Origin of the sequence: Filimonas zeae, from assembly GCF_014641615.1 — a bacterium.
Classification (GTDB): domain Bacteria; phylum Bacteroidota; class Bacteroidia; order Chitinophagales; family Chitinophagaceae; genus Filimonas; species Filimonas zeae.
On sequence record NZ_BMIB01000004.1, the window covers coordinates 387159 to 405271 of the forward strand.

The window sequence follows — 18113 nt, forward strand, 5'->3', positions numbered from 1 at the left end:
TATTCCTAACCGGTATCCTGTGGCATCCTGATGCACAGGCGGTTATGGCATTTTCTGCAATCCTTCCCATCGTACTTTCCACTGCCCGTTTTTAGGAATACCTGGTTCTTTTACGGTGCTACCATCGTATCCCGCACACATCATAGCCACCGCTGCCAGCAAACCACCGTTGCCCGGCATATAAATACGCAAACGACCATCCTGATAGTTGTGTCCGTTAGATAAATAGGTATTGGTAGTAATAGGCATCAGCAGTGCTTCTACTGCTTTTTCTGGTAAACCCAGGCGAACGGCTGACATAGCCGTGAGCGGAAAATCCCAGCCCCAGGTTTCCGGCCAGTTCCAGTTGTTCCATACCCAGTCAAACGTGCGGCGCATAACAGCAGTGTCTATATCCTTCACCGGTGCCAGCATGCCCATATTACCCAGTACAATCGGGTGGTCTGTTCTGTATTTGGGGTTGGTATAAGAATCTTTAGCGCTTTCAGTAGGATAATAAATACCATCCTGCTGCGGTAGTGCCGATAACTGCTTCAGCACTGCATCATATCTGGCATCCGGCTGCATGCCGCTGCGCGTGCGCCATTGCTGCGCTACGTTTAGCGCCCAGTACCAGTAGGTTAATTCAAAAGAGGGGTTATAGGTTTCCTCCGCTTTAAAGGTCTCCTGTGCCGGAATAATGCCCTTGCCCAATACATAACGATGGGTAGCGGAATCATACCGGGCAAAAGACACCATAAAATCTGCCGTCTGCAATACCAGATCGCGGTATTTATCCAGCGCTGCTTTGCCCGGCTTATCGCGGTAAATTAACTCGGCAAAATAAATGTAATGGGGTTGCTGCCAGATGAGGAAGGCACCTACAGAAGAAGGGCTTTCATTACCATCGGGGTCAGTCATTTTCTGCCAGCGGATGCCTTCATAGCCCTGACGCTGTGCCAGCGCTTTTGCATTGGCCAGTACCGCAGGTTTGCTGTACCAGTTCATCATTTTCTCCAGCAGCGCTGTTCTGTTCCACAATCCGTACTGGGCAGCATGCCACCACGGCATTTCCAGGTGTGGCTTGCCATACCAGCTGTTGAAGGTAAGACCGGTTTCCTGCGGAGGTTCATTGCCAGCCTCCTGCGCACGCAGCAGGTATTGTGATAACACTACCCTGCGTTCCAGTTCAGCCGCTCTTTTATCGGCACTGCCAGAGAAGTCTACCGCAGCGCCTTTGTTCCAGTAGCTGGCCCAGCTGGCGGCGCTTTTCTTTTGTGCATCTGCATATCCTTTAGACAATTCTGTTTTACGGTAAGCAGGTGCAAAGGTGCAGGTGAATGAAAACGTAGTTGCTGCTTTGCCCGGTGTTAACTCAAAGTAATATGCACCGCTTTTGCTTAGCTTTGCCGGTCCATTGCTCCAGCTGAAGGCTGCATGATAAGAAGTAGTATCCAGCTGATGCCTGATAACAGCTGAATTATCAGCCTGTGAACTGATTTCGGAAGTATGTCCCTCCTCTTTATAAAAAGTACCACCGTCCAGAAAAGCAGCGGTAGGAAAAGAGAAACGTAAAGAAGCTTTTATTCTGCCCTGCTTCAACAGTGGCGATTCTATACGTACCGCTACTTCATCTTTTTCAGGATGTACCACGGTAAACACTTTTACCGCCACACCTTCCACGGTAAAGGCAGAACGTATTTCACCTGTCCACATATCCAGTGTCTGGTCAATATTTTTTATATCCTTTGGCTGCGCAGGCTGACCGTTAGCCAGCAATATCACCAGCCCCAGATTACCTAATTGCAGGCGATGTACATTCTGGCGAAAGTATTCTACCGCTTCCTTAGCACGGCCTTCCTTTGAGCCCTGTACCGCATAGGTAACCTCCCGGCCGTTAAGGGTATAGGTTTTCAATGCTTCTGTAATGTTGTAATTATTAGTATTGGGAAAGCTGTGCCAGCCCCACTCCGATTGTGTACCCAAACAAACCCCGTTGGCGTATAGGGCAGGAAAGGATTGCAGGCCGGTAGCATCTACCGTAAAAGCAAACTCCCCGTTTCCTACTGTTAACGAGCCCAGCGAGTCAAATGCGGTGTTGTGTACATTGTGCCGCTGCACCAGCGCTTTTCTGTCAATCTTCTGAGCGGTGGCCTGTGTAAGCAACAGCATACAACCTGCCAGTATTTTACTGTATTTCATATTATTCGTTTATGGCATCAGCGATACGGCCATCAGGCCAATCACCACATCATTTGCAATAGTTTCCAGCTGTAAATGGTCCAGTTCTTTTCTGTTATCCAGTGGCATATCCAGCACCGTAGCAGCACCACCTTCAATAGCGCGGTTACTGTAGCCCTTTATACCTGCATACTTTGGAAGCGTTGTACCTACCGTTCCTGTTTTCAGATACACACGCGGCGGGCGTGGCAGGCTCAGGTTAAAAGCCGCTTCGTCATCCTGGTAATCCTGCTCTATAGGGCACCAGGTATCGGGGTTCTTCAGTGGTAACACTTCATGGGTACCATCTTTATAAAAAACAGTTACCACACCATTCACCAGCTGGCTTTGCATGGCATTGGTAGAACCTGCCATCAACAGGTAGGCATGTGCAGCTTTGCCTGTAAGCGGCACTGTTGCGGAATGCGGATAGTTATCCCAACGGGAGGTATACAGAATGTTAGGCAATGTGCTATCTGCCGGCGTTGCAAATACAATACCCTGCGGCAGGGTAAAGGTATTACTACCCGCTGCTGCTTTTCTTAAACCGCTATCATCAATATCCGCTTGTGTAAGTGGATAACACCAGTCGCCTATGCCTTGTATGGGTAACTGCAACGTGGGTGACTGTGGCCGGGGCGACAGATAGCTGTTGGTGAAAATATGTGTAAGCTTATCGTTAAACAAATGCTCCAGCTTTACTGCATTGCTTTGTTTACCGGCTTTTACATTCCAGTTAATCAACGTTGTATCCAGTACGCTGCCATCACTACCTTTCCATTGTATGCGGTTGGTTCCGGTAACAACGTACGCAGCAGGCACCTCAACGGTTATACCATTATTACCTGCCGGAATAGTCAGTTGCCGGGTATAAGCAGTACCACCTGTATTTACCCCCAATGTACCCTGTAATGGCGCAGCAGCTACATGGTTTAAAGAGAATGACAACGCATTTTCCGGCTGTGCTTTGGCAGCAATCATATTCACGGCGTTTTGTAACCGGATATTTACCGGCTGCCACCATTGTACACCGCCCTGTTGTAACAGCATGAAAAAGGTACGTGCGCCCTGCGAAGCATTCAATGGTGCTGTTAAACGATGTGGTTGCAGCTGCTGTGTACCCAATACCTGCTGCGGATCAAATACCTGTAGTATCCGGGCATTGCGGGTATTACAGGTCCATGTTTGCCCCGGTACCGCTATAGTATCGTATTGCGGAATTTCAGGAGCAGCTCCCTTCCAGCGTATTACCACATGCCAGCTACGGGAGGCAGGTGCAGCCAATTCAATAGCTGGTTTGCCTACCTGTGTTATCTGTTTCCACTGTATGGGTTTGCCATTTACTGTTATTGCTGCTATTTGTGTGGCAGGTGCGTTTACTGCCATTTTCAAATGCAATGCCTTGCGGAAGAAAGAACTGATGGCATAATCATCCACCGCACCTGTTCTTTTAAAACTGAATTTTATATCAGGTACCGTTAACGCTGCCTGTTTCCATTCAGCAGGTAAGCCCGGATGTATAGTTAAGGTATCCCGCAATGCATCCGGCACTATTCCAAACAGCCCTTCTACCAGTGAGCGTGCAGCCATACCTATAGGGTCAGCAAAATCACGATACAACTCTCCTCTGGCAGCATCATAGCGCGATAGCTGCGAAAAACCACCGGGGCTGGCGCTCATATACATCGATTCTATCAGCGCACTTTTCCAGAGTTCAAAAGCTGCCTGCGGCCGGTTGCCCTGCCAGTAGGCCAATGCTGTATGCAGGTTCTCTGCCAGCGCCACATTGTTCAGCGACCAGCTGTAAGGCTGCCAGTTGGTAGTAGAAAGCAGGTAAAAATCAGGAGATGTTTTGCCTTGTACATTCACCGGTATATGCGGTATCTGTGTATCAATATAACGCAGGCTCTGGTAAGCCTGAAAAGCATCAGGTACGCGGGAGTCGATGGCATGATAAATAGTCCACAGGCCAGCTGCCGGATGCAGCAACTGATTGCCTAAGGCATCTTTATATTCCGCATACGATCCCTTATCACGCATCCATAGTTTTGATTGGATAGCCTGATGAATTTTATCGGCTTCCTGCTGATAAGGTGCGGCATCTTTGCCTATCAGGGCAGCCAGAAAAGCTGCCTGCCTGTTGGCAAAGTAGTTATACGCAGTGGAATGTGTTACAGCACCGCCGCTGTACTGGAGCGCATCGCTGGCCCATATACAGCAATAGGCATCATACAAACCATCATTATCCCTATCGTAGTTCCGCTTTTCCCAGGCCAGATGCCTTTGCAGTGTGGGCCACATCTGCCTTACATACGTTGTATCACCCGTCCAGCTGAAATGCCGCAGCAACTGATCTATGTATACCAGATTCATATCATAATGGTGCGGCCTGAAATCGCCATTGGGGTTGCGGCAGATATAACCACTGCTGAACATAGAAGTACCCAGCATTTCCAGCTGGCGTGCTAAATGCAGTGCGGTATCTGCTACCACAGGCCCTGCCTGTGGCTCTGTTAACTGCGATAAGGCATAGCTGCTGAAATGCGTTCTGGCCCTGTCGTGCCAGCCCAGCGGATCAGCCACATAAGGCCCGCGCCAGGCATTTAACCGCATACGCCAGGCTACAGCGCCGTGCATGTACGTGGGCGAGTCCCATATACCATCTGCTGCCATGCCTAAAGCACCGCCCAGTGTATTAATATATTTATCCGGTGTGCTTACCTGTATGCGATCTGCCAGTAGCTTCCGTGCTGCCTCTGCTCTGGTAAAAGCTGCCGGTAATGCGGCATCATCATTCACAGCCGCTTCGGGCTTGCCTATTAAAAAATAATCTGTGGTATTTGTTAGTGGAATCTTTCCTGCCAATGCGGGTGTAGCGGCACCTTCAGATTGTACAAAACTAGCAGGAGTATGCTGCTGTGTAGCATCCGCTACCGACAATACCGAACGCTGCGGAAACAGCGCCTCCAGCGTTTGCTCTTTACCAAAGCGTATAACACCTTTGTTACCGGCAACCTTTACCTGATTACCTTTACAGTAATCCGGCTGTAGATAGAACGAAGATTCAGGGTCAGCCCCTATATCGCCATCGCGTGAAAGCTTTTTACCGGTAGCACCGCCCCAGGCCCAGCAAAGGGTAACACCGGCAGGCACTTGTTCTGCTTTAATCTGCAACAGCATACCTTCTTTATCTGCTACAGGTATTACAGCCATACACAGCACTCCTTTACCCAGCAGGTTATCGCTTATCTCATACAGCATGCTGCCCGGCCGGTAAATGGTTTTTATCTGCTGCGCCTCTATCAGCCATTTGCTTTGGTTGCCCTGTATCAGGCCCAGCCGCAAACAGCCGCCAACACCGGGTAAATACAAAGCAAATTCAGGCAGGTCGCCCGCTTCTACCCTAAAGGCAGTATTACCGCCATACAGCGCACGGTTAAAGCGCTGCTTGCCGTTTACTTTTACAAAATCACTACCCTGCGGCCGGTAATGCCAGTCGCTTACGGGCGCCTTTTGTGCGTGGGCATAAGGCAGGCCCAGCAACAGCAGTATTCCCGCATTTCTTATTATAGCAAGCATCCTTTTCATTCTCACATCCGGTTTTACTGCGCAGCCAGATAGCCTGTTAAAGCACAGCCCTGTAATTGTTGTAACCCTTTTACCACAGCACGCGCATTCAGTGCAGCACCCGCTTCATTGGTATGCGTATGATCGCCGGGAAAGAAGGCTTTTACTTTATCCGGCCCCAGAGCTTCATATTCGTCTGCCACCAACGTATTCAGCGGCAGAAAATAAGCGCCGGTAGCAGTGGCTGTTTCCGCGGCCCACTTACCGTAGTTTTCGTCTGCGCGTTCTACCTTACCATCTTTAAATATATTGCGGGGTACCGGAGAGCAGATAATAGCTGTAGCCCCTTTTTCTTTGGCTTCATTAGCATACTTACGCATATACCAGCCATAGGTATGTACGGTTTCCTGCACTTTGCGGATAGGATTGTAAATATCTTTTGTTTCTTCACCGGTGCCTTTAATAGTACCACGTGCACGGGCAGTATCATCCAGCGCGCCACCATCGTTATGGCCAAACTGCATCAGCACATAATCGCCGGGTTTTAATTCTTTCAGTATTGCTTCCCAGCGGCCTTCTGTTAAAAAGGTTCGGCTGCTGCGGCCACCAATAGCATGGTTACGCACACGTATGCGGGATGTATCAAAGAAATTACTGAATATACTGCCCCAGCCCCAGAGTTGCCCCTTGCCTTTACCATCACCATTTTTAACGGTAGAGTCGCCTATAATATATACAGTGGGTCTTGTATCTTCCAGCAGCAGTACTGTAAAAGAAGATAACAGCACTATCAGCACCGCAGAAAGCAGGGTTTTAAAAGCTTTTGTATTCATGTTGTTGTATATGTTATGGATTCTGTTTAACAATTGCTATCTTTTCCTTAGGTGGCTGCGGCATGCCTTCACCCAGAAAATAGCTGGTATAAGGTGGCTGATTATAGCCTACATTCTGCCAGGCCACGCTTAACCGGTATTGTGCATCCTGCATCAATGTTACCAACCGGTGCGTTGTGGTATAAGGCGTGGAAAAGATACGCAGTTCTTTATTATCAGCCGTACTGTATATCACCTCTTCGCGCCAGTCGCCAAACAAATCTGCACTCAGGGCGGGGTTTGCTTTGGTACCGTTGTTAGATACACAACCGTACTGTCGTGCATCCAGCAGGCTGCGGGTTTGCGCACTGTCGTATATCCATTTCTCAATACGGGTACCATCCAGCAATTCAGCCAGTAAATCGCCATCCCACCAGATGCGGAAGTTTACAGAGCGTGGGGCCTTTCCAACAGGCTCTCCTTTGCAGGTTTTCAAACCTTCTCCTCCACCCCAGCATTCACAACCGGGATAACGTGGATCTATGTCAGCAGCCATGCCCCTGCCCACATCATTGTCTTTGTCGCCCGTCCAGAGTATTTTGCCGGTAGCTGCATCAAACACAGCTGTACCCGGCCCTGTGGTTCCCTCTTCAATTTCATGAATGCCATATACTTCCTGCCCGGGGCGTGAAGGGTCCAGATCGCTTACATGCACTGCATCTCCGTGGCGCAGGCCGGTGGTATACAATCCTTTGCCATTATCATCCACACACATAGAGCCATATATAATTTCATCTTTACCATCCTTATCTACATCTGCTACAAACAGGTTATGGTTGCCCATGCCTGAGTATGGGTTACTGCCATCTTTGGTATCAAATACCCAGCGGCTGGTTAGCTTACCATCCCGCCAGTCCCAGGCTGCCAGCACGGTTCTGCCGTAATATCCACGGCACATCACCACACTTGGCCGCACACCATCCAGATAAGCTATGCAGGCTACAAACCTGTCTACCCGGTTGCCGTTCTTATCATTTTTTCCGTTACCACCACGGCCGCCCCAGGCACCTATGTCTCCCCGTTCGGGTATATAATCTGTGGTAGCCATGGCAGCGCCGGTAAGTCCGTTGAATATGGTAAAATATTCCGGCCCGTCCAGTACACGCCCGTCTTTGTTCCGGTAGTCTTTAGAAGCATCACCTATTATTCTTCCCAGGGCATCCACGGTACCATCTGCGGTTTTCATAGCAACCTCAGCTTTACCATCACCATCTAAATCGTACACCATAAACTGTGTATAGTGTGCCCCTTCCCGTATGTTCTTACCCAGGTTAATCTGCCACAAAAAAGTACCGTCCATTTTATAAGCCTGAAATATAGGAGGATCAGTAATACCCGCCTGTGAGTTATCTCTTGCACTTCCTGTCTGGTGTACTACTATATCATATTCCCCATCTCCATCCAGATCGCCCACTGACACATCATTAGGTGCATAACCCGGAATTACGCGCAAAGGCAGGGATTGGTAAGGCAGTGCATTTGCCGCCAGCTGATAAGTAGCTCCGCCAGGCTGCTCCTTTCCATTCAGCAATGCTTTTACCGTATAACTATTCAACACCGAAAGGTCTGCGGTAGTGTCTACATAGCAGGTACTACTCTCCGGCGGCTTTGCTGTAAGCAACTGTTGCTTACCATCTTTTCCGGTGCGGTACAACCGAAAAGTGGTATGCGCATCATCTGTTGCCAGTAAACGCCAGCTCACCAGCACCTGCTTGCCGGTACTGGTAGCATGCAGGCCTCTGCTCAGGTATTCTATTTGCCGTTGCGCCCCTGCCAGTGTAAAAGCCAGCAAGGCTGCTGTAAATACAATTGTCTTTTTCCGGGTCTGTTGCATAGATATATAATAAAAAATAAAGTCAATGGGCTATGCAGTAACAGCACTGCAAACCCATTGACTTCTTTGACGCTATTTTATTGCTTTCGTTTATAGCTTAACAACTTTTATTGACTGTTTATTTTTAGTACCTGTTACTTTAATTACATAAGAACCTGCACGCAACTTTCCACCCGCCTGAACCTCATCGGTACCACTGCCCCGCTCATGTGCTTTTCCGGCCATATCATAAATATGATAGGTAAATGCGCCTTTGCAACGGATAAGAAAGGCAGCGTGCGACGGATTAGGTGTAACTGCAATGGCCACAGCATCTGATGCTGCCGACGGCTTTACAGAAAGTGCCGCAATTGCAAGGCTGCTGCTGCTTACAGGTGTAAATACAAACTGCTGGTGGGTAGCTCCGCTACAATCGTTCTGCTGCGCAGCGGTTCCTGAAGCTGTAGATGCACCCGGTATTTCAATACACTTACCACTGTGTCTGGGGCGTAACTGATAATACCCACCACCTACAGGCACAATAGCAAACTGCTGATTGTTGGCAGTAGAGGGATTGTATTGAATAACACCAATACCGTTTGCGGTAGAAGCACCGGTAATATCTACGTTTTTATTACTGTGTACAGCTTTCAATGTATAATAGCCACCGCTGGTAGCGGCTACCACCCATTGCTGACTGGCAGCGGTGGAAGCCGGAGTAGCCTGTATTACTGCTGCATTGTTGGCAGTAGAGGCAGATAATACATCCAGTTTAAGCCCACTGTGCCTGGCAGTAATGTTATATACCGCACCAGACACCAATTCTGTATTGTTAGCGCCCGGCGTATAAATATTGGGCGTGGGCGGAGCAGCCATTCCTTCGCCCAGATAAAAGCCAGGGTGTGGCGGCTGGTTGTAAGCGGTGTTCTGCCACGCCACGGCTACACGATATTGCGGATCGTGCATTAACGTATAAATTCTGTTAGTGGCTGGTATGGTGGTAGTATAAATATTCAGCTGACTGTTATCAGATTTACGCATGATAATCTCTTCGCGCCAGTCGCCCAGTATATCCGCAGTTACAGCGGGGTTAGCCTTGGTACTGTTATTGGAAGCAGCCTCACCGTTATCAGCATTGTACAGCGTAAGTATACGGTTTAATGAGCCGGTAGTATAATTCCACTTATCCAGTTTGTTACCATCCAGCAATTCACGCTGCAAATCAGCATCCCACCATACAACATGGTTCATAGATGGCCGGGTAGTACCTATCTGATTGCCCTTGCAATCGTAAAGATTACCTGCTGAACCCCAGCATTCGTAGCCTTTGTAACGCGGGTCAATATCTGCTGCCAACGCACGGCCAACATCACCGGTAGCAGGTACACCCCATATAGGGATACCCGTATTGGCATCTCTGAACTCCAGCCCATAGTTACCATAGGCAGATGGGCTTTCATGGCACTGCCATACTTCCTGGCCGGGCCTGTCGGGGTCCATATCTGTCATATGCAACGCATCACCATGGCCAAGACCATTGGCGTACTTTCCTGCACCATTATCATTAATAGCACTGGAGCCGTTTACCACTTCATCTTTACCATCGCCATCTACATCACCTACCGTAAGCTGGTGGTTACCCTGCCCGGCGTAAGCACCGTTGCCAGAAGCGTTACTGTCAAATATCCAGCGTTGTGTTAATTGTCCGTTTCGCCAGTCCCACGCTACACGCACCAGCCGGGTATAATACCCCCTGCCGGTTACCAGGCTGGGCCGCTGCCCATCCAGATATGCAATACAATCTACAAAACGATCTACCCGGTTGCCGTAATTATCTCCCCAGGAAGATACTGTACCTCTGGCAGGCAGGTAATTGGTGGTAGCCATAGCTGCACCGGTAAGGCCGTTGAAAATAGTCAGGTATTCCGGACCGGTTAGTATATAACCGCCGGAATTACGGTAGTCGGCACTGGCACTGCCAATTACCGTACCTACACCGTCAACAGTAGCATCAGCGGTTTTGCAGGATACTTCTGCTTTACCATCTCCATCCAGATCGTACACCATAAACTGTGTATAGTGTGCACCTGCACGTATGTTTCTGCCCAGATTAATACGCCATAAACGCGTACCATTCAGTTTATAGGCATCCAGATATACATTACCGGTATAGCCGGATTGTGAATTGTCTTTGGCGTTGGAGGGATCCCACTTTAATACAATTTCATATTCCCCATCGCCATCCAGGTCGGCCACACTGGCATCGTTGGCATTGTAAGTATAAGCCACACCATCGGGCGTAGTGCCACCTGCAGGTATCTGTAAGGGTATACTTATAAAGGTACCCGCATTTACAGAAGCCGCAGTGGAAGCAGCCTGCTCTACGCCGTTGATTACCGGACGCACCGTGTAAGTGCTGTTGGTGGTAACATTGTCAATTACATTGGTAGAAGCGGTAATGGGTGTGTTGTTGATTTTGGCAGAGCCACGGTACACGTTAAAGGCAATACCGGAAGGATCGGTACCTAACAATCGCCAGCCTACATATACCGTTCCGGTGCCGGTACGCATAGCTACTACGCCACGCCCCAGTTTTTCCATTTGTTTCTGAGCGTAAGCAGAATGCAGGCTCAGTAGTGTTAATACAAAAATAGCAGTGGTGAATAATCCACTTCTCAGGGAGTTACCCGTGTTGTTGAAGTAAATGTTTACTTTCATATGGCTTGTGTTTTAGTGACAAAAGCTTGTCATTTGTACAGTCCATTAGGTAAGAGACTCCACTTTTCAGTTCAGGCAATCGTTTTTAAACCTCTTTAAAAATAAAGGTAAGCAGCAGAATAGCTATCCTGCTCTGTACTGAAGGGAACATGGGGAACAGGCATAGCCTATTCCCATGGTATATTTACGGCAGTGCCGTCTTTCGTTTTTACAGAAAAATCTTTTACCTGCCAGCCCTGGGTAAGCTTAATACTACCGGCAGCCTCCGCCTCTATATGCACTTTCTCAAACTGAAAGTTCTTCAGCGGTGCTTCTTTCAAACCTGCGGCCAGCATAACCTGTTTTACATTGGTTGCTACGACATTTTTTACATATACATTCTGAAAATGCGGCATTCCCCTTTCAGGTTCTACTTTTTGCAATAAGGTTTTCCATACAGCCGGTATAGAATCGTAATGGTAGCCCTCCGGCAGTGTTGAATAACTGTAAGCGGGGTTCCAGTTGGTAACAAAGTTGAAGGCGTTGGTTACACTGTCCATCACAATATTCTGAATATAAATATCACTGATGGTTCCGCCACGCGTAAGGGCCGATTTAATGAGAAAGCCGTTTTTGGTACCCTTTGCCACCATATCGGTAGCCAGTACATGCCTGATACCGCCAGAAGTTTCGCTGCCCAGCGTTACCAGACCAGCCCCCTTGCGCGCCAGACAGTTTCTGATTACCACATACTCCGTAGGCCGGTTAACCCGCAGCCCATCCCAGTCGCGGCCCGCCTTTAAGCAAAAATCATCATCGTTACAATCAATATCACAATGTTCTATTAATACCCAGGTAGAAGAATCTATATCAATACCATCCGTACTGGGGCCATGGCCATCTTCGTTATTCCTGATTACCAGACCATCTGCAGTAACATGATCTGAATACAACAGCTGCACCGTCCAGAAGCCCGCATTTTTAATAGTAAGGCCTTTGAGCGTTACATCAGAAGATTCCTGCACCAGCAGGGTACGTACTCTTTTAGCATCATAATCCACCGCCCAGCGCAGCCCTTTTTTCTCATATTCTTTGCGCATGGCCCAATACATATCCCAGCAGAATTTGCCTCTGGCGTTTATAGTACCTTCCCCTGTAATGGCGGCGTTTTTCTGGCCAATCACATTCAGCAAGGCAGCAGGCCAGGTAGTTTCTATGCCTGCAATGCGCGTAGCTATTTCCGGATAATCTTCAAACCGCTGGCTACCCAGCAGCGTTACGCCTTTCTCTATGCGCAACTGCACATTTGATTTCAGAAAAACAGCACCGGTAACATAACTGCCAGGCGCCAGGGTAACAATGCCACCGCCTTTGGCAGCACAGGCATCAATAGCGGCCTGTATGGCTTTGGTATTCAGGCTTTCACCATCTCCCTTTGCGCCATAGTCGTTTACTGAAAATACCTTTTTACCGCCTGGGAATTTACGGGCACCGGTTTTAGCTGCCCAGCTTAATTGTTGCTGGGCATAGCTGTTGCAGCATACACTGCAAACAGCTATAGCTAATACTATTATTCTTTTCATATTGGCAGATGCGTTAGTTTTTACCTTCTGTTGCACCCTTCCAATGGTCTGTTCTGAAAGGGGAAGCTGGTAATAAAGCTTTATTATACAAATTAGGTGCTGGTATGTTTCTCCAGGCAAAACGTACTGCTACAGGCTTATCAACAGCCTCACTCCATACTACTACTTCATTACCTTCTATTACGGCTTTGGCAGGTACAAATTGCTCATCACTGCCTGCTATGGTAAACTCCTGTAATGCAGCATTGCCTTTGGCTACCAGGCCACCTTCTACATGGTCAAACTGTATTCTTATTTTGTTGCCGGCCACTTTCATAGATTTGTACAGCGGGCCGGAATAAGCCACCTGTTTGCCATAATTGTGATGCAGCGCCCACAGGCTCAAACGCTCACCCACCAGCTTTTTGTTACGTGGGTGAATATCCAGTGAATCTCCATTATCTGTGGTAACTGCCATGCCTGTATGCGATACATGACGTAATGTTAGTAACTGTGCTTCGCGTATCTCCGGGTTCTGGCTGCGGTGCGGAGATATCTGTACAAAATAAAAAGGCAGGGAACCATTACGGAAATCATCACGCCAGTTCTGTATCATAGCCGGAAACAGACGACGATACTGATACGCACGATCTGCATTATTCTCCCCCTGGTACCAGATAACCCCTTTTAAAGTGTAAGGCACCAGTGGCGCCACCATGCCGTTGTACAACTTATAAGGCGATTTACTGCTGTTGGGGCTCATAGGCTCCCTTGGTGCAGCGCCCTTGCTTTTAGAACTGTCACTTTTCCATTTCGCCAGTTCCTCTTTATAAGCTTTGCCGGCTTCCGGATACTCCCTGCATTGCTGCTCGTATCTGTCCAGTATTACTTTAAAGTCTTTATCCTTTTCCAGTATGTCTTTACGCGTCCAGGATTCGGCAGGCGTACCACCCCAGGTGGCATTGATAATACCTATGGGCAACCCTGTTTGCGTATGCACCTCTTTGGCAAAGTAATAAGCTACAGCAGAAAAAGTATCTGCAGTAGCGGGCGTACATACTTTCCAGTCGCCTTTAAAATCACTTTGTGGTGCATCTGCCACTTTGTTGGCTACATCAATCATACGTATACCAAAGTAGTCAGCGGCTTTTATTTCCGCTTCATAATTCAATACGCCGGTATAGGATGCATTCTTTGTTTTGGTCATAAAGAACTCCATGTTCGACTGGCCGGCTGCTATCCACACCTCACCCAGCATTACGTTTTCTACACGCAGCTCATCATTTCCTTTAAAACGAATGGTATAGGGGCCACCGGCTTTTCCGGTTTTCACATACGTAAGCCACTTACCATCTGTACCTGCGGTTACCCGCGTGGTGCGGCCATTCCAGCTGGTAACAATACTAATTTTTTCACCCGGCGCTGCCCAGCCCCATAAGGCGGCTTTTGTCTGCTGCTGCAACACCATGTTGTTGCTGATAATAGCGGGCAGCTTTACATTGGCCTCTGCACCAAAGGCAGTAGTTATCAGCAATGCAATCAGTAGAATTCTTTTCATTTCTGCTTTTCTTTTACTTCAATAAACTCACCAGGCGATCAAATTCTGCCTGGGTTACCGCGAAGGCAGTACCATGGCGAATCCCTTTCGGAAATACCACTTTATCAGAGATATCCGTCCAGTTTTGCAGATCGGTTGATGTTACAGCACCATATTTATGATCCCGGTATTTATCAAAATACACAATCCAGCTGTTATTTACCCATAAAGCAGTAGGTCCTTCTGCCCAATATTTACCCGTAATGGGTGCAGAAGGCGCACTCCAGCCACTGGTTAGCTTTTTACTGGTAGCTACACGCAGGTTTTTCTGTGGCGGATTCTTTGTTTCATCCTTTAAAAACATCACATATTTTTTGCCATAGGGCATAATAGTGGCATCTATTACATTAAAGCCCTTATCGTACAGCACAGCAGCTTTTGAATAGGTTATAAAGTCTTTGGTAGTTACATAATACATGCGGTGGTTATGATCTCCCATGCTGTCTGTAGCGGGAAAACGCCCCGGAATAGTAGTAGCCCAGAAAATAATGTATTGTTTTTTCTTCGCATCATAGGCCAGTTCAGGCGCCCATGCATTCTGTGCTCCGGCTTCATGCTCCATTACCGGAATATACTGCTGCTTACTCCAGTGTACCAGATCATCAGAGCTGGCATAGCCTATTCCTTTTTCTTTCCAGCTTACCGTCCACACCATATGAAACTTACCGTCCGGCCCTTTCAGTATACAGGGGTCGCGCATCAGTTTATCTACGCCAACTTCGGGGCGCAGTAAAGAACTGTCGTTGTTTAACGCCTTCCACTCCAGTGCATCTTTACTATAGGCCATATGCAAACCATCGGCACTGCTACCCTTAAAATAACAAAACAGATACACCTTTCCGGTATCTGTTTGTGCCTGCCCGTGGTTACACAGGCAGGCCAGTAATATCATAAACGCAATCCATTTTTTCATTCGCGTGGTTGTTTAATTGTTCAGCACACTGCTATGTTAAAACACATTATCAACAGCAGGACGGCTGTACTGCTCTTTACTGTCAGACGTTTTAGGAAGCCCAAAGTAAAAATACAGCGTACGTTTTACAGGTCCGTTAACAGGTGTTAACTCGCTCTGTGGCCCCAGCTGTTTTGTGTTGGCACTGATATTCAAAGCCAGTTTGGTACCAATAGGCGGAATACAATCCAGGAAAGAGATATCACCTGCCGGTAATGCCGGATGCGGGTTGGCGCCGCTCAGCGCATAAAAATCAAACAGGCGCACATACAGGCCGGTATCTTTACTGGCTACATAAAACTTACCTTCTACGGTGCTGAACTCCATCCAGGTAATATCGCCATAGTAACCTTTAAACTCAGGGTAAACTAAAGGCGAATAGCCGGTATGTGTATTGTTATACAGATTAGCCCACACGTTTACCGGTGTACCCTGTAAACGGTTTTTCCAAACACGGTATGGACCTTTGCCCAGCCACTTAGCACTTAATATAAAGTTTTCAGGATAGCTGAAAGTTACGCCTGCAAAAGGATAGCTGCCGTTTAAGGCATATTCATATTCCAGACTTACCCAGCCACTGCCAGCCATTTTCCAACGGGCAGTTTTCATATCACCACTGTAAGTAAACTCTACTACCTCACCATCCGCTTCCTTGTATTGTTTAACGCCAGTTACCGCAGCGGTACCCTGCACCAATACAGGGCCTTTTGCAAAAGACAGGTTATCATTGGTTACATTTTTTGTACCCTGTAACAAACCGGTTTTCTTATTCAGAATTACTGATATTTCTCCACCGGTAAGTATATAAGTACTATCTGTTTCAGATACAGAAGCGCTGTTGTTATTAGTAACCAGTATACCCTCTAACAGATCGGCATTGGATTTTACTTTCCAGGTCCACTTATACACTTCTTTACCAAAGGGGTCCAGCGCCACCAGTACCAGTGCATCATACTTGCGGTAGTCTGCCGGCAGCGTTAATTGCAGGTTGCCGGTAGCACCCGGCGCAATGGATGGTGCAGCAGCATTGCCTTTCTGCAGAATATGGTAACCGGTAAAATCGTCCTGTGGTTTGTAATAATTTACCAAAGCCCACTGGAAGCTGCACTGATTAATATTGGTAAAGTGAAAACGGTTTTCTACTTCAATACCACCGTTAAAAGAAGCAGGCAGTTCCTTCAGAGAAATTTTTACCGGTGAGAATATCTCACGCAGCGCATAGAAGCTACCTTCTTTTTCACGATGTGGCCCCATAATACCATCATTGGCGTTTAAGCCGTTGGCATCAATAACATTATTAAAATCTGTTCTTACTATACCTTCATCCACCATAGCCCATATAAAGCCACCGGCAGAACGTTGTGCATGCCAATGCAGTTCCCAGAAATCGTTCATAGCAGCCCCTGCACCACCATCATCCTGCGCATGCAAAAATTCGGTAGGCATGTAAATAAGGCTGTCGTTCAGTATCTTTTTAGTGCTGTAATAGTCTTCGTAGTGGTTACAGTCAATACCGTTAAACTCATTACCTGGTCTGTGGTGCGGGTGAATTACCGGACGTTTGGAGAAATCCCAGCGGGTAAATTCCTGATCCAGTTCTTTATTGGTACCACCTTCGTTACCGTTATCCCAGAAGATAATGGAAGGGTGGTTCAGATCCCTTATCACCATTTCCTTTACCAGTGGCTTACCAGCTTTGGTACTGTACCATTTCTGCCAGCCGGCCAGCTCATCCAGTACATATAAACCCATAGAATCGCAAAGTTCCAGAAAACGCTTATCGGGAGGGTAATGTGAGCAACGTACTGCGTTCATGTTCATTTCCTTCAGCAGCTTTGCATCCATCATCTGAATGCTATCGTTCAACGTACGCGCTGTTTCGGGCCAGAAGCAATGCCTGTTGGTTCCTTTCATTTTAATCTGTACACCATTCAGGTATACGCCCATGCCTCTTCTTATTTCAATAGTGCGGAAACCAAATTTTTCTGTAACACGGTAAGCGTCTTTACCGGTACCAGACAGGGTTACATTTACTTTATACAGGTTAGGTGTTTCGCTGGTCCACTGCAGCACGTTGGCTATTTTGGCAGACAGTTCCACCAATGAATCGCCTTTTTTTACAGAGCTACCTACAGAAGCTACTTTTTTACCTTTACTGTCTATAATATCAGCTGATACCATAGCGTTCTGTTGCAGCCCCTTTACAAACACCTGCATGGCAAAACTACCATCTGCTTTGGCATCAATGGCCGTGTAATCAATATGCGCTTTAGGTACTGCTTCCAGATATACCGGACGGTAAATACCACCAAACACCCAGTAATCTGCCAGGCGCTCTGCGTTGTTTACAGACATATCCGCCGACATTTTACTTACGGTAGCTTCCAGCTGGTTAGCAGCGCCAAACTTAATCTTGTCTGTAATATTGTATTTAAAACGATAGAAAGAACCCTGGTGGGTATCTCCGGCCTGTTTACCGTTAATCTTTACTTCTGTATCCGTCATAGAACCTTCAAACACAATAAACACGTCCTTATTCTTCCAGGAAGCAGGTACGGTAAAGCTGTGTTTGTACATGCCCTTTTCATCATGAAAGCGGGCATTTTTACCGTTTGTTTTATAGTCTCTTCCGTAGTTATAACTACCAAAGCCCTGCTGCTCCCAGCAGGAAGGAACCTGAATTTTTGTCCAGTAACCGCTGTTGCGGCCGCCGGTACAATAAAAATCCCAGGCAACGGTGTTATCACTACCCTTACCTGATAAATACTGAAACTCTTTAACGGTAGTCTGCTGCGCTATTGCCTGTGAAGCAAACAGCAGCATAACCGGTAATACAAGCCGGGAAAATTTCATA

At 47.5% G+C, this 18113-nt stretch carries 9 protein-coding genes; all 9 read right to left on the reverse strand.

Annotation, left to right across the window (positions count from 1 at the left end; all coding sequences use genetic code 11):
- Positions 1-42 precede the first annotated feature (42 nt).
- Positions 43-2181: a hypothetical protein gene (locus tag IEY13_RS20215; protein WP_188955612.1), complete on the reverse strand. Its 2139-nt coding sequence runs from the start codon at positions 2179-2181 to the stop codon at positions 43-45.
- Between the two features lie 9 nt (positions 2182-2190).
- Entirely contained in the window at positions 2191-5787 is a 3597-nt protein-coding gene (locus IEY13_RS20220) for a DUF4450 domain-containing protein (RefSeq protein ID WP_188955614.1), read from the reverse strand.
- A gap of 14 nt (positions 5788-5801) precedes the next feature.
- Positions 5802-6599 carry a rhamnogalacturonan acetylesterase gene (locus IEY13_RS20225; RefSeq protein WP_188955616.1) on the reverse strand — a complete coding sequence of 266 codons (798 nt, stop codon included), beginning with the start codon at positions 6597-6599 and terminating at the stop codon, positions 5802-5804.
- A gap of 13 nt (positions 6600-6612) precedes the next feature.
- Complete coding sequence (locus IEY13_RS20230) at positions 6613-8472, reverse strand: rhamnogalacturonan lyase (RefSeq protein WP_188955618.1); 1860 nt, start codon at positions 8470-8472, stop codon at positions 6613-6615.
- Positions 8473-8562: 90 nt separating this feature from the next.
- Positions 8563-11169, reverse strand: coding sequence for a rhamnogalacturonan lyase family protein (locus tag IEY13_RS30375; RefSeq protein ID WP_188955620.1), 2607 nt, complete (start codon positions 11167-11169; stop codon positions 8563-8565).
- A gap of 167 nt (positions 11170-11336) precedes the next feature.
- Positions 11337-12731: a glycoside hydrolase family 28 protein gene (locus IEY13_RS20240; RefSeq protein WP_188955622.1), complete on the reverse strand. Its 1395-nt coding sequence runs from the start codon at positions 12729-12731 to the stop codon at positions 11337-11339.
- Between the two features lie 13 nt (positions 12732-12744).
- The gene (locus IEY13_RS20245) at positions 12745-14268 is read right to left on the reverse strand and encodes a sialate O-acetylesterase (protein ID WP_188955624.1); all 1524 of its coding nucleotides are present in this window, start codon (positions 14266-14268) and stop codon (positions 12745-12747) included.
- Positions 14269-14281: 13 nt separating this feature from the next.
- Complete coding sequence (locus IEY13_RS20250) at positions 14282-15220, reverse strand: glycoside hydrolase family 43 protein (RefSeq protein ID WP_188955626.1); 939 nt, start codon at positions 15218-15220, stop codon at positions 14282-14284.
- 36 nt (positions 15221-15256) lie between these two features.
- Positions 15257-18112: a glycoside hydrolase family 2 protein gene (locus tag IEY13_RS20255; RefSeq protein WP_188955628.1), complete on the reverse strand. Its 2856-nt coding sequence runs from the start codon at positions 18110-18112 to the stop codon at positions 15257-15259.
- Position 18113 lies beyond the last annotated feature (1 nt).

Bases quoted from the DNA above. Each gene is read 5' to 3' on its own strand.
- IEY13_RS30375 (WP_188955620.1), bottom strand. From the start codon at position 11,169: ATGAAAGTAAACATTTACTTCAACAACACGGGTAACTCCCTGAGAAGT.
- IEY13_RS20225 (WP_188955616.1), bottom strand. From the start codon at position 6,599: ATGAATACAAAAGCTTTTAAAACCCTGCTTTCTGCGGTGCTGATAGTG.
- IEY13_RS20215 (WP_188955612.1), bottom strand. From the start codon at position 2,181: ATGAAATACAGTAAAATACTGGCAGGTTGTATGCTGTTGCTTACACAG.
- IEY13_RS20250 (WP_188955626.1), bottom strand. From the start codon at position 15,220: ATGAAAAAATGGATTGCGTTTATGATATTACTGGCCTGCCTGTGTAAC.
- IEY13_RS20230 (WP_188955618.1), bottom strand. From the start codon at position 8,472: ATGCAACAGACCCGGAAAAAGACAATTGTATTTACAGCAGCCTTGCTG.
- IEY13_RS20220 (WP_188955614.1), bottom strand. From the start codon at position 5,787: ATGAAAAGGATGCTTGCTATAATAAGAAATGCGGGAATACTGCTGTTG.
- IEY13_RS20245 (WP_188955624.1), bottom strand. From the start codon at position 14,268: ATGAAAAGAATTCTACTGATTGCATTGCTGATAACTACTGCCTTTGGT.
- IEY13_RS20240 (WP_188955622.1), bottom strand. From the start codon at position 12,731: ATGAAAAGAATAATAGTATTAGCTATAGCTGTTTGCAGTGTATGCTGC.
- IEY13_RS20255 (WP_188955628.1), bottom strand. From the start codon at position 18,112: ATGAAATTTTCCCGGCTTGTATTACCGGTTATGCTGCTGTTTGCTTCA.